Origin of the sequence: Pseudomonas sp. Ag1, from assembly GCF_000278565.1 — a bacterium.
GTDB lineage: Bacteria > Pseudomonadota > Gammaproteobacteria > Pseudomonadales > Pseudomonadaceae > Aquipseudomonas.
Window position 1 is genome coordinate 58,363 of record NZ_AKVH01000094.1, and the last position, 12,579, is coordinate 70,941.

Genomic DNA, 12,579 nt, shown 5'->3' on the forward strand with positions numbered 1-12,579 from the left:
TTACTACCAAGTAATACATATAGTCCACCTCCAAGCGGAGATGTTCAGATGTGTGCATGTGAATGTTACGTACTTCTTTTGAAGATAGCGCTGTCCTGCGGGAAAAAGCCTTTTACCGAAGCGGCAATGATCAGCCAGATCGTTGCCAGGAGCCGGCGGCACAAGCGCCATTGGCCACACAGCACCATCCGCCTGCAGCAGCATCGAGTTGCTGTGCAGCTACCATTAAATCCTCGCGGGTGCGGGTCTGGATGAAATCTTGCAGCTGCTGGATGTAATCCGACGGGTGGCCTGCCAAGTGCGCGTGCCAGAGCAGTTCAGCGGCTTGGGAAGTGGGTAGGGCGTCGAGGGAAAATTGCCGGGCCAGATCGTTCGGCAGTTCGCTGGCGTTGATCAGCGCGGGCAGTTGCTTCAGGAACGCCTGCAGGTGATCAAGTATTTGCGCAAGAGACGCGCTTGGGGATTGCACCCCAAACAGCAGGCCGGTTTGCCCGTTGTACTGTCGGATGCCGCTGAACACCGCGTAGCCCAATTGAAGCTCAACACGCAGTTGCTGGTAGAACGGCGCTTGCACCAGATGTGCGAGGAGGCGCCAGCAAGCCTCGTTCGCCAGGGAACGTGTGGGTGTCGGGCAGAACAGCAGCAACGCGGCGTCGCTGGAATCGGTCCTGACTTCGTGCCAACGATGCTGGCTGCTGATTGACGGCAGTTTGCTGATAGCCGCTTGGGGTTGGCCGGGCAGTTTCCCGGCTGCACTTTTTATCCCCGTCTCGCAGGCGGCGGGCAGCCCCACGGCGAGCCCTTGCCAGCGAGCGGTTGACCATCGGTCTCGCCCAGCAACCTGTTGTGCAGCTGGGGTGTCGGCGCAATACCCGGGCAATGCCTTGAGTAACTGCCGGATCGCCATTGCCGGCGCCGGGGAGGATGACGCTCCGGCATTTTCGCCGAGCCGGGTCAGCTCGCGTGCCACTTCCTCCAATATCGCGGGCATGGGTTCGTGCAGCCCTACCATCTTCAGCTGCCAGTGACCGCCGATTGTCTCGAAAGACAACTGAACGCCAGCCTGGCTGGCGTTCTCACGCAGCCGTGGGAAAAGCTCCGCATCCAGCGGCGAATCCAGATGCCAGCGCAGGTACAGCGCACCTTCATCTGTGTCGCCTGGCAAGGCCTGGCTGAAGGTCAGCGCCGAAAGGTCCTTCCGCCCACGGGAGCGATCCTGGGCGAACGTGCGCAGGCCGCGATGGGCGCTGGTTTGCCCGCGAATCAGCCCCGGGCGCTCTTCCCTGGCTGCCGGCTGCAGGAACGGATTGGTGGGCGGCAGTTGCCAGGCGTGCCGGGACGGCGGCAATTGCAGCGAGTCCAGCAGGGTCTTGAGGGAGCTGGCGCTTTGCTCGGACATGACCAGTTCGTTGGCCTGCCGGGCCAATGCCAGGGCACCACTGACCTGTTGTTTGCGAGTAAGCAGCAAGGCGTACTCTTCCCGCAGGGGCGCCCAGTCACTGTGTGCGAAAAAGCTCAGCCAGTCGTGCAGCAGTTCTTCGATCAGTGTCGTCTGCTGCGCACCCTGAGTGTCCAGGGTGAACTTGATATCCAACAACGCCTGTCCGGCAAATTGATACAGCGCCGTTGCGTTAATGGCACTGACTAACTGCCGCGACTGCAACTCGGCGAGCAACCCGCCGGGCGCCGAAGTGTTCAGCCACAGGCAGAGGAAATCCAGCGCCTCAGGGGAAGCCTCGCTTGCCACCACCTGATGCCAGTGGTGTTCATCGGTGTGTTGATAGGTACGTTGATTGCCGGCCAGCAACGCTGGCGCCGGCGTCTGTCGCCGCAGAGGTGCAGTCTTCAGCGCAGCGCCAAACTGATGCGCCAATGCCTCCAGCTCCACCAGCGACTGAGGGCCCGCAAGGCTCAAGGTCATCTGCCCGGAATGATAGAAACCTTCATAAAAATCCCGCAACGCCTGCTGAAAATCCTCACGCTCTACCGCCAAGCTATCCCGGTTGCCCGCATGAAACGCGCGCAACGGATGATCCGCCGCAACACCTCCCAGCAACGCTTGTTGCTGTTGCGCCGTGGCATCTTGCGACCAGGCAATAAACTCCGCCTGCAATACTTCGCGCTCACGCAACTGGTCTTCCAGGGCCAGGCGCGGATGGGCGAGCATGTCCCCCAGGCGCTCCAGTGCGGCTTCAAATGCCGTAACAGGCACCTCAAAGAAAAAGTCGGTAGTGCGCTCGCGGGTGCTGGCATTCACCTGCCCACCCTGGCGCTGGACGTAGGCCATCAGCCCTTCGCTTGCAGGAAAACGCTCGGTGCCCAGGAACAATAAATGCTCAAGAAAATGCGCCAGTCCCGGCCACGCCAAGGGTACATCGTGGCTGCCCGCTGCAACGCGCAAGGCAGCCGCGGCGCGCTTCAAGCGCGGCGCATGATGCAAGGAAACCCGCAGGCCGCTGGCCAGGGTCAATTGAAGGTGATGAGGGTGGGCCGGCGCAGGCATGAGCACTTCCGAAACGTAGGAAGTGCCTATGCTAGCGCAAAGCAGCCGGGATCAGTGCTTGTGCAACGCCCCATAAAGCTCGGGACGACGGTCCAGCAGGTAGCGATTGGCCGCGCGTGAGTCGACCATCAACTGCCGATCGAGTGTGCCCACGATCAGCGCTTCATCCAGACCGGCCTGGGCAATCCGCTGGCCATCCGGCGCGGCGATGCTGCTTTGCCCGCAATACTGGATCTCGCCTTCCTGCCCGCAGTAATTGGCGTAGGCCACATAACACTGGTTTTCAAAAGCCCGCGCCCGCACGGTCACATCGGCGACGAAATCGAAGGGCACCATATTGGCCGTCGGCACCAGGATCAACTCCGCCCCGGCCAGCGCCAGGCGCCGGGTGTTCTCCGGGAATTCCAGGTCATAGCAAATCAGGAAACCCAGCTTCCAGCCGTTCAATTCCACCAGCGGAAAATCATCGTCCCCGGCGCTGAACATCGAGTTGTCGAGGTCGCCAAACAGGTGGGTCTTGCGGTAGTTGCACAGGCGTTGGCCGTTGGCGTCTATCAACTGCACGGCGTTGTAGATCTGCCCGTCTGCACCGCGCTCCGGATAGCCATACAGAATCGCCACGCCCGAGTTTTTCGCCAGCGCGGCGATGGACTGGGCAGCGGGACCGTCCTGGGTTTCAGCCAGGGCGCCGACCGCTTCCACGCCGATGTTATAGCCGGTGAGAAACATCTCCGGCAGCACCAGCAGGTCGGCGTCATTGGCCTCTTGCGCCAGCTGATGCAGCCGCTTGAGATTACCGGCCACATCCAGCGGCAAAGGTGGGCATTGATACAGGGCAACACGCATGGGCAACTCCTTACTCGGGCAGTGCGATCGGCCCGATCTCGTCGAACACATCCCCCGGCCCCGGGTTCTGCGGGTGAGTGCTGCCACCGAAGTGAGTCATGATGCCCCACACCGCGTTCAGCGAGGTTTGCACGGCGCCTTCAACCCACGCCGGGGTCCAGGACACGTCGTCACCGGCAATGAAAATACCGCGTTGCTCCGCCGGCATGTCCTTCTGCATGAAGTGCGCATACATCCGTTGGTTGTAGCGATAGTGGCCGGGAAGTGCGCCTTTGAAAGCACCGAGGAAATGCGGGTCTGCTTCCCATGACACGGTGATCGGATCGCCGATGATCCGCGCGGCGATGTCGACTTTCGGGTAGATCTTCTTCAGTGCATCCAGAGCCAGTTTCACGCGTTTCTCGATGGGTTGCGGAAGCATTTTCAGCGCATCGCTCATCCAGGAGTAGGACAGGCAGATCACCCCCGGCTTGTCGTCACCGTTGTCGAACAGATAGGTGCCGCGGGTCAGGCGATCCGTCAGCGTCATGCTCATCAGGTCGCGGCCGGTTTCCGGATCCTTGTCCTTCCAGAATGGCCGGTCGACCATCACGAAGGTCTTCGACGACTGCATGTAGCGGGTGCGGTCCAGGGCCATCCACATCTTTTGCGAGAACAGGGTTTCGTCGCACTCGATCTGGGTGGTCAGCAGCCAGCTCTGGCAGGTGGTCAGCACGGCGGCGTATTCGCGGGTGTCACCGTAGTTGTCGGTGACGGCGAAACGGCCGTCCGGGGCGTGGGCAATGCGCTTGACCCCGGCCCGTGGCGCACCGTTGTGCAGGGAACTGAGGCTGGTGCCTTCGGGCCAGTGGGCGCAACGCTCCGGCACATGGCGCCAGATGCCCATGGGCACTTGGGCGACGCCGCCGACCACCAGATGCTGGTGATCGTCGCAGTTGGTCATCACCACGCGGAAGATTTCCAGCATCGAGTTGGGGAAGTCCGAGTCCCAGCCGCCGGTGCCAAAGCCGACCTGGCCGAACACTTCGCGGTGATGAAAGGACAACTTGGCGAACGCTTTGGAGGTCGCCACGAAGTCGTAGAAGGTGCGGTCGTCCCACAACGGAACCAGCGTATTCCACAGCTCTTTCAGGCGCGGTACGTCACGGTCGCGGATGGCTTGCTGGATATCGGCGAACTGCGAGCCGGCTTCCAGGGCGTCGGCCCAGGCGTCAGCCACTTCCTGGAACAGTGCAGGAAGGTCAGCGAGTTTCTGTGCGTAGTGCGTCTGGCCTTCGAGGTCGATGACCGTGCTGCCGGAAGCCGGCGTCAGCGGGTTGGGGAAGGGTTTGGTCTCCAGCCCGAGCTTGTCTACATAGTGGTAGAACGCGGTAGAGGACACCGGGAAACGCATGCCACCCAGTTCCGCAATGATGCCTTCGGCGCCTTCAAACGCCTGGGAGCGCAGGCGGCCACCCATTTTCGAGGCTTCATACACCACGGGTTTAAGGCCCAGCTTCATCAACTCATAGGCGGCTACCAGCCCGGCAATCCCGGCGCCGACGATCGCCACTTCGGCGCCGTGGTTGGCCGCCGGAATGCTACCCAGGCCCGCCGGATGCTCGATCCAGTCATCAAAGGCAAACGGGAAGTCCGGGCCAAAGATGGTGATCGGCTTTTTACCGGTGGCGGGGTGGCGATTGGTCTTGCTGATGGTGCTGGAAGGAATGCTCATGGCTGACCTTGCTGGCGGCTCGGCGGGGCGCGACCCGCTGAGTATAGGAAAAGATGGCAGCCATTCTAGGGAGCGTAGCGTTCGTTAATAAGACGCAATGTGTCGTCGGATTGAATTGTTTTTAGTCAGAGTGACGAGCTTGCTGGTCAGATTGGTTGGCCGCGATCCAGTTTGTTACTGAGGATGATCGAGGTGGTGGTCTTCTCCACGCCGTCGACGCTGCCGATCTGGTCCAGCAGTTGATCCAGCTGTTCCGGCGAATCGGTGCGCAGCCAGGCCACGTAATCGAACTCGCCGCTTACCGCACATAACTGCTGAACCTGCGCCATGGCACTGATCCGGCGCAGCACTTCCTTGCCGGAGCGCGGTTGCACGGTGATCCCCACGTAGGCCTGCAAACCACCGTCCACCACCCGCTGGCTGAGGCGCACGCCATAGCCGGTAATCACCTGGGTTTTTTCCAGGCGCGCCAGGCGTGAGGTGACGGTGGTGCGCGCGATGCCCAGTTGCCGGGCAAGCATGGCCACGCTTTCACGCGCGTTGATCTGCAAGGCGGCGATCAACTGGCGATCGATTTCATCGAGGACGGGAGGGTGAGAGGCGGGCAAGGTGTTCTCCGGCGCGGGCATCAATGGGCGAGCATGTTACAGGCTCGGTCCTGGCGATACTGCCCGCCCCGCCGGGAATTTATTTTCGCCGCTGATCGAACACATTATTTTGTGCCAGATTGTGAAAAGTAACTGTTTGGTACATTATTTTGCGTTAGGTATACAGGAAGGACGTTTGCGCGATGAATAACTTTGGGGCTGCCACCGGCAGCAGATGGTTGCTGGTTGGGCTGGGCCTGCTGATCGCCTTGATCGGCCTGGGTTTGGCAGGCGGTGGCGGTTACCTCGTAGTGCTGGGCGGCAGTTGGTATTTCCTGCTGATGGGCCTGGCGATGCTGGTCTCTGGTGTGCTGATCGCCAAGCGCCGGCCTCAGGGAGCATGGCTGTACGCCGTGGCATTGGTGCTGACTGCGATCTGGGCGGTGTGGGATACCGGTCTGGAATACTGGCCGTTGGTTTCGCGAGTCCTGACCTTCGCCGTCATCGGCCTGGTAGTCGCGCTGATTTATCCCCAGCTCGCCCGCGCTTCCGGATCGACACCCGGGCGCGGCGCCTATGGCGTTGCCGGGCTGCTGGGCCTGGGCGTGGTCGCCACCCTGGCGTACATGTTTGTACCGACCCACGTGGTCAAGGCCAGCAGTGAGCCTGCGGTGACTGCGGTAACGCCGGGCACCGAGCAAAAAGACTGGGCCCACTGGGGCAACACCACCGCCGGCAATCGGTTTGCCGCGCTGGACCAGATCAACAAAGGCAACATCGACAAGTTGCAGGTGGCCTGGACCTTCCACACCGGCGACATCCCCGAGAGCAATGGCGCCGGTGCCGAAGACCAGAACACCCCGCTGCAGATCGGTGACAGCGTTTACGTGTGCACCGCCTACGGCAAAGTGTTTTCCCTGGATGCCGATACCGGTGCCCAACGCTGGAAATTCGATCCCCAGGGCAGCGGCCCCAACTGGCAGCGTTGCCGTGGCCTGGGGTATTTCGACAGCAGTGCCAGCGAGCAACCCGCCGGCGCCAAAGCCTGTGTGAAACGTCTGTTTCTGCCGACCGGCGATGCCCGGTTGATTGCGATCAATGCTGAAACCGGCGCGCCTTGCGAAGACTTCGGCGACCACGGCACCGTCGACCTGAAGACCGACATGGGCGAAGTGAAGCCCGGTTATTACCAGCAAACCTCGACGCCACTGGTGGCGGGCGATGTGGTGATCGTGGGCGGGCGTGTGGCGGACAACTTCTCCACCGGTGAACCGCCAGGCGTGGTGCGCGCCTTTGACGTGCACAGCGGCGAACTGGTGTGGGCCTGGGATCCGGGCAACCCGAACACCACCAAACGCCCACCTGCAGGAGAGACCTACACCCGTGGCACGCCGAACGTATGGTCGGCCATGTCCTACGACGCCAAGCTCGGCCTGGTCTACCTGCCTACCGGTAACGCCACCCCGGATTTCTTCGCCGGTGAACGTACCGCCTATGACGACAAGTGGAGCTCCTCCATCGTCGCCATCGACGTGAAGACCGGCCAGGTGCGCTGGCACTTCCAGACCACTCACCACGACCTGTGGGACTTTGACCTGCCGGCACAGCCGCTGCTCTACGACATTCCGGATGGCAACGGCGGCGTGCAACCGGCACTGGCCCAAGTCACCAAGCAAGGTGAAATCTTCCTGCTCAACCGCGCAACCGGCGTGCCCATCGCCCGGGTAGAAGAGCGCCCGGTGCCCCAGGGCAATGTGCCCGGCGAACGTTATTCGCCGACCCAGCCGTTCTCGGTGGACATGCCTTCGATCGGCAATCAGCAACTGACCGAATCCGACATGTGGGGCGCCACGCCGTTTGACCAGTTGATGTGCCGCATCCAGTTCAAGGGTATGCGCCACCAGGGCGTCTATACGCCGCCAGGCCTGGACCGCGCGCTGCAATTCCCGGGCTCCCTGGGCGGAATGAACTGGGGCAGCGTGTCAGTGGACCCGAACACCCACTACATGTTCGTCAACGACATGCGCCTGGGTTTGGCCAACTACATGATCCCGCGCGACAAGATTGCCGCCGGTGCCAGTGGCATCGAAATGGGCGTGGTGCCGCAAGAAGGTACGCCGTTCGGTGCGATGCGCGAGCGCTTCCTCTCGGCGGCGGGCATTCCGTGTCAGAAGCCGCCGTTCGGCACCCTGTCGGCCATCGACCTGAAAACCCACAAGCTGATGTGGCAAGTGCCGGTGGGTACGGTTGAAGACACCGGGCCGCTGGGCATCCGCATGCACATGCCGATTCCGATCGGCATGCCGACCCTTGGCGCGTCCCTGGCCACCCAGTCCGGCTTGCTGTTTTTCGCCGGCACCCAGGACTTCTACCTGCGCGCTTTCGACACCGGCAACGGCAACGAGATCTGGAAATCACGGCTGCCGGTGGGTAGCCAGTCGGGGCCGATGACCTACGTGTCGCCCAAGACCGGCACGCAGTACATTGTGCTCACCGCTGGCGGCGCGCGACAGTCGCCGGACCGTGGGGATTATGTGATTGCCTACGCGTTGCCCAAGAAATAGGGCGTGAAAAAGCCGCACGGATGTGCGGCTTTTTTTTGCGTCTTAGATTGTGTCTGCCAGCAGGCATCGGGCAAAGAGTTGTGGCACCGGAAGGTTGCGCTGGCTGTAGCGGCTCAGCAAGATGATTTCCCGGTTAAAGGTCAGCTCGCCCAGCGGGATGACACGCACCTGCGGGGATCGGTCCAGCCATAGTCCGGCGTGGGGAACCAGTGAAACGCCCAGGCCGCATTCGACCATTTTGACCAGCGCCTCAATCTCGTCCAGTTCCAGCGCCACTTGCACGTCCAGCCGCTGATCCCGCAGAAAGCGACTGACCAGCCGCCCGCCAAACGAAGCCCGGTCGTAGCGCACGTGAGGATGAGCGGCGAGCAGTTGCAGCGGGTCATCCCCCTCGACCGTCAGCGGCGCGATCAACACAAACGGCTCCCTGCGCAGCAGTTGCACGTGCAGTTCCTTGGGCAAGTCAAAGGGTGGGCGAATGATGATCGCCGAGTCGAGTTCGCCTGCATCCACCTGGCTGAGCAGCTCCAGGGAAACTCCCGGCACCAACTTGCACTCCACCGTCGGCGCCGCCTGGCGCAAACGCACCAGGGCCTGGGGCAGCAGGCCGGTCTGGGCGGTGGTGATGGCGCCGACCTTCAACTCGCCCCTGTACTCATTGGCATCCACCGGCACAGCCATGCGGTTGAACGTCTCGAGAATTTCCCTGGCCAGCGGCAGCGCGCGGATCCCCGCCGCGTTCAGCGTGGCCTGGCGCCCGGTTCGGTCGAACAACTGCACGCCGAGCACCTGCTCCAACTGACGGATCTGCGCACTCACCGCCGATTGCGTCAGCCCGATATGCATGCCCGCTGCGGCGAACGTGCCATGGCGGGTAACGGCGATAAAGGTTTTCAGTTCCCGCAGCATGGGCGTCTCGATTGATCAAAATAATTTGAGCTCGCTGCGAAAATTATCGTCTTTCCATCGGTTACGGCAAGGCTAGACTCGCAAGGACTTAATACCCATAGAGGTTAAACCTGATGGCACTGGCTCCTTTTCACCTGGCAATTCCGGTATTCGACCTGGCGGCAGCGCGGCAGTTTTATGGCGAGGTGTTTGGGTTGGAGGAGGGACGAGCCAGTGATCACTGGGTCGACTTCGACTTCTTCGGGCATCAATTGGTGATTCATGAGCATCCGAAAACCGCTTCTCAAGAGGCGGCGCACACCAATGCGGTAGACGGTCACGACGTGCCGGTGCCGCATTTTGGCGTGGTGTTGAGTTGGGATGATTGGCATGCGTTGGCGGAGCGTTTGCAGGCGCGCAATACCCAGTTTGTGTTGGAACCGCATATTCGTTTCAAAGGCCAGGTGGGCGAGCAGGCGACGTTGTTTCTGTTTGACCCGTGCGGCAACGCGCTGGAGTTCAAGGCGTTCAAGGACATTGGGCAGTTGTTTGCCAAATGAGGGCGCCTTGATGAATGGCCTGGATGCAACGGGCATCGCCGTGGCGGTGGGTTCGGGGGCGATTACGCCGGCTTTGGTTGCTGAACACTTTCTTGCGCGCATAGGTGTCGACGAACCAGATATCCAGGCGTTTGTATCCTTCGACGCTGAGGCGGTGCGCGAGCAGGCGTTGCAGCTTGAAGGCTGTTCCGGTCCGCTGGCGGGCTTGCCCGTGGGGGTCAAGGACATCTTTGATACCGCCGACCACCCAACGGAATTCTATTCGCCGATTTACCTGGGTAATCGTCCATCGCGGGATGCCCATGTGGTGACGCTGCTACGACAGGCGGGCGCGATCATCATGGGCAAGACCCACACCACCGAATTTGCCTACATGCACACAGGGCCGACGCGTAATCCGCTCGATCTGTCCCGCACGCCGGGTAGCTCCAGCGCGGGTTCCGCGGCGGGGATGGCGGCCGGGTTTTTCCCGTTGGCGTTGGGTACCCAGACGGCTGGGTCGCTGCTCAAGCCAGCCGCTTATTGCGGGTTGTATGCCTTCAAACCGTCGTTTGGACTGGTCTCGCTAGAAGGCGTGAAACCCCTGGCGCCGAGCTTCGATACCGTGGGTTGGTATGGCCGTTCGGTGCGTGATCTTGAGCGGGTGGCGCGGGTGTTGATCCCTGGGTTTCCGGCTGTTGAGGCGGGGCGTCGGCCCTTGCGGCTTGGTTTCTGCCGTACCTCTCGCTGGTCGGATGTGCAGCCGTTGGTGGCCGAGGCTATTGAACGAGCGGTTGCACGGTTGGGGCCTCTTGTCAGTGAGGTCGTGTTGCCTGAAGCGTTCGACGGAGTATTCGACGATCACCAGTTGATCAACGATTGCGAAGGTGCCCGTTCATTGGCCAAGGAGTTTCAGTCTCATCCCGAACTACTCAGCGACTCGACGTTGGCCATGATCGAGCGCGCCCAGACGACGAGTTGGGAGCAGGAGTCGGCAGCCAAGGCCCGCTTGGTACAACTGGCCCCGCAGCTTGCGCAAATCTGCCAGCCGTTTGATGCGATGTTGAGTGTTCCCTGCGGGATGCTGGCGCCGGTGGGGTTGGCGACCACGGGCCCGTCGGACTTCATCAAGTTCTGGGGCGCGTTTGGCTTGCCGCAGGTGAATGTACCGGTGATGCGTGGGGAAGGGGAGTTGCCGGTGGGGTTGCAGGTAATTGGGGCGTTTAGAGGGGATGCGCCGTTGCTAGGTACGGCGCAAGTCATTGTTAATGCGTTGGTAAGCTGAGAGTCAGTCAAGGCACAAAAACTGACATTAGTTCGCTGGCGAAGCGGCGATAGGCGTCGTCATCATATTCTTCGCATGAGCCCGTTCAGAAATGAGCGGGCTTTTTTCATTGGTGTGTCCTGTGTGTATAAAAGATGCTGCAGGATACCTTCGGTGTGTAAGATACACACTGTGGAGCGGGCGCGATGAGAAGCAGAGAGGTAATTGACTTGCTGATGGCGGATGGATGGTTTGAGGTGGCGGCGAAAGGCAGTCACCATCAATTCAAGCACTCAACCAAGCCCGGCCGGGTGACGGTTCCTCATCCTAAATCAGAGATAGCCAAGGGGACCTTGCACAGCATTTTGAAATCAGCAGGCCTGAAGTGATGACCGTAGGTTATGTGGTGAATGATCCCGCTGCGGCTCATTCAAAGGAGGAAAAATGAAATTTCCAGTGGTGATACACAAAGACGCTGATTCAGATTACAGCGTGACCGTCCCGGACGTGCCAGGTTGCTTTTCTGCGGGCACAACCTTTTCCGAAGCTCTGGATAATGTCCGCGAAGCTTTAGCGCTGCACCTCGAGGGATTGGTTGCTGATGAGGAGCGGCTTCCTCAGGCTAGAGAGGTCGACGTCCATTTGGAGAATCCGGACTTTGCGGGTGGCGTGTGGGCGGTGATCGACTTTGATCTCACTCCTTACCTGGGCAAGTCAGTCAGGTTCAACGCCTCACTGCCTGAGCAACTTTTGAATCGTATCGATGAGCGAGTGCAAAAAGACCATCGCTATGCCTCGCGCTCTGGGTTCCTGGCGACGGCGGCTTTGCGCGAACTTTCCGTTTGATAACGGGCCGGTAGAGCACGCAGTACAAAAAAGGCTTACACCGCAAAGCGTAAGTCTTTCTTTTATTCGAGGAGGTGTGATCAGCGAGACTACGACCCCTTGCACACCTTCGCAGCGGCAGCATCGTTCGGGATAAATGAATCCGGCGCGCCCGGCTTCAGCACCACGTACCCTCGCCGCCACGGTTGATCGTCCACCAGATTCCAGCGATGCCCTGTGCCGGTGTTGTCTTCGGCGATCAGTACTTCACCCGGATGCAACGTGAACTTCTCACCGCCGCGTGTCACGAACGCCAGGGTGCCGGACAGCGTCATGACGTACTGTGGCTCCGGGTCGTTATGCCAGCTATACGAGGAATGCGCCGCCGTTTGCTTGAAGTGAACGGCGGTCACGTCATTGCGCATGCTCTGGTCGATGGTGCCTTCCAGTACGTGCGAATTGTTGTCGGCGCCGGTGCAGAGCTTGAATGCCTTGATGGAGTCAGTGGCGGCGGGGGCGGCTTGTGCGCCGCTCAAGGTTGCGAGGGTGATTGCGACGGCGGCTGTGGCACGTATGCCCAGGCCGTGGATTGCGTTGCGCGGCGAGCGTTTTTGCTGATGCATGGAACAAGTTTCCCTCGTGCTGAATTGGCGTTGACTGGGAATCATGGTCAGTGCCGTAGCCGTTCGGGACAACTAACTAATGTTTCATTGCTGCACGACTCACGCGCGCCAGAAACGACAAAGCCGCGCAATGCGCGGCTTTCAAGATGGTGGGCCCAGTAGGACTCGAACCTACGACCAAGGGATTATGAGTCCCCTGCTCTAACCAACTGAGCTATAGGCCCTC

General features: G+C 60.8%; 11 protein-coding genes and 1 tRNA gene. 5 read left to right on the top strand and 7 right to left on the bottom strand.

What is annotated here, in order from left to right; translation table 11 throughout:
• Positions 1–130 precede the first annotated feature (130 nt).
• The 4 genes from pqqF to A462_RS19100 form a co-directional block, all read right to left on the bottom strand.
• A complete protein-coding gene (pqqF, locus tag A462_RS19115) occupies positions 131–2,503 on the bottom strand; it encodes a pyrroloquinoline quinone biosynthesis protein PqqF (protein WP_008434387.1) in 2,373 nt (790 codons plus the stop codon).
• A gap of 51 nt (positions 2,504–2,554) precedes the next feature.
• Positions 2,555–3,349, bottom strand: a complete 795-nt coding sequence (locus A462_RS19110; protein ID WP_008434389.1) for a carbon-nitrogen hydrolase family protein — start codon at positions 3,347–3,349, stop codon at positions 2,555–2,557.
• A 10-nt stretch (positions 3,350–3,359) separates the two neighbouring features.
• A complete protein-coding gene (locus tag A462_RS19105; protein WP_032899288.1) occupies positions 3,360–5,042 on the bottom strand; it encodes a flavin monoamine oxidase family protein in 1,683 nt (560 codons plus the stop codon).
• 167 nt (positions 5,043–5,209) lie between these two features.
• On the bottom strand, positions 5,210–5,692 hold the full coding sequence (locus A462_RS19100) for an Lrp/AsnC family transcriptional regulator (protein ID WP_050543199.1): 483 nt from the start codon (positions 5,690–5,692) through the stop codon (positions 5,210–5,212).
• Between the two features lie 161 nt (positions 5,693–5,853).
• Here A462_RS19100 and A462_RS19095 point away from each other — a divergent pair, with 161 nt between their 5' ends.
• Positions 5,854–8,214, top strand: coding sequence for a glucose/quinate/shikimate family membrane-bound PQQ-dependent dehydrogenase (locus A462_RS19095; RefSeq protein WP_008434394.1), 2,361 nt, complete (start codon positions 5,854–5,856; stop codon positions 8,212–8,214).
• Positions 8,215–8,256: 42 nt separating this feature from the next.
• On the opposite strand, the gene A462_RS19090 is transcribed toward A462_RS19095, so the two are convergent.
• Positions 8,257–9,123, bottom strand: coding sequence for a LysR family transcriptional regulator (locus A462_RS19090; RefSeq protein WP_003211026.1), 867 nt, complete (start codon positions 9,121–9,123; stop codon positions 8,257–8,259).
• Between the two features lie 113 nt (positions 9,124–9,236).
• On the opposite strand from A462_RS19090, the gene A462_RS19085 reads away from it, so the two are divergent.
• The 4 genes from A462_RS19085 (at position 9,237) to A462_RS19070 (ending at position 11,751) form a co-directional block, all read left to right on the top strand.
• Positions 9,237–9,662 carry a VOC family protein gene (locus A462_RS19085; protein WP_003211024.1) on the top strand — a complete coding sequence of 142 codons (426 nt, stop codon included), beginning with the start codon at positions 9,237–9,239 and terminating at the stop codon, positions 9,660–9,662.
• 10 nt (positions 9,663–9,672) lie between these two features.
• A complete protein-coding gene (locus A462_RS19080; RefSeq protein ID WP_008434398.1) occupies positions 9,673–10,926 on the top strand; it encodes an amidase in 1,254 nt (417 codons plus the stop codon).
• Positions 10,927–11,111: 185 nt separating this feature from the next.
• Positions 11,112–11,294: a type II toxin-antitoxin system HicA family toxin gene (locus tag A462_RS19075; protein ID WP_003211022.1), complete on the top strand. Its 183-nt coding sequence runs from the start codon at positions 11,112–11,114 to the stop codon at positions 11,292–11,294.
• Between the two features lie 55 nt (positions 11,295–11,349).
• The gene (locus tag A462_RS19070; RefSeq protein ID WP_003211020.1) at positions 11,350–11,751 is read left to right on the top strand and encodes a type II toxin-antitoxin system HicB family antitoxin; all 402 of its coding nucleotides are present in this window, start codon (positions 11,350–11,352) and stop codon (positions 11,749–11,751) included.
• 89 nt (positions 11,752–11,840) lie between these two features.
• Here the strand turns inward: A462_RS19070 and A462_RS19065 are convergent, their stop codons facing one another.
• A complete protein-coding gene (locus A462_RS19065) occupies positions 11,841–12,353 on the bottom strand; it encodes a cupin domain-containing protein (RefSeq protein WP_008434401.1) in 513 nt (170 codons plus the stop codon).
• A 147-nt stretch (positions 12,354–12,500) separates the two neighbouring features.
• Positions 12,501–12,577: transfer RNA gene (locus A462_RS19060), tRNA-Ile, on the bottom strand.
• Positions 12,578–12,579 lie beyond the last annotated feature (2 nt).

Coding starts and splice junctions, on each gene's coding strand:
- A462_RS19070 (WP_003211020.1), top strand. CDS start 11,350: ATGAAATTTCCAGTGGTGATACACAAAGACGCTGATTCAGATTACAGC.
- A462_RS19110 (WP_008434389.1), bottom strand. CDS start 3,349: ATGCGTGTTGCCCTGTATCAATGCCCACCTTTGCCGCTGGATGTGGCC.
- A462_RS19085 (WP_003211024.1), top strand. CDS start 9,237: ATGGCACTGGCTCCTTTTCACCTGGCAATTCCGGTATTCGACCTGGCG.
- A462_RS19100 (WP_050543199.1), bottom strand. CDS start 5,692: ATGCCCGCGCCGGAGAACACCTTGCCCGCCTCTCACCCTCCCGTCCTC.
- A462_RS19095 (WP_008434394.1), top strand. CDS start 5,854: ATGAATAACTTTGGGGCTGCCACCGGCAGCAGATGGTTGCTGGTTGGG.
- pqqF (WP_008434387.1), bottom strand. CDS start 2,503: ATGCCTGCGCCGGCCCACCCTCATCACCTTCAATTGACCCTGGCCAGC.
- A462_RS19065 (WP_008434401.1), bottom strand. CDS start 12,353: ATGCATCAGCAAAAACGCTCGCCGCGCAACGCAATCCACGGCCTGGGC.
- A462_RS19090 (WP_003211026.1), bottom strand. CDS start 9,123: ATGCTGCGGGAACTGAAAACCTTTATCGCCGTTACCCGCCATGGCACG.
- A462_RS19080 (WP_008434398.1), top strand. CDS start 9,673: ATGAATGGCCTGGATGCAACGGGCATCGCCGTGGCGGTGGGTTCGGGG.
- A462_RS19075 (WP_003211022.1), top strand. CDS start 11,112: ATGAGAAGCAGAGAGGTAATTGACTTGCTGATGGCGGATGGATGGTTT.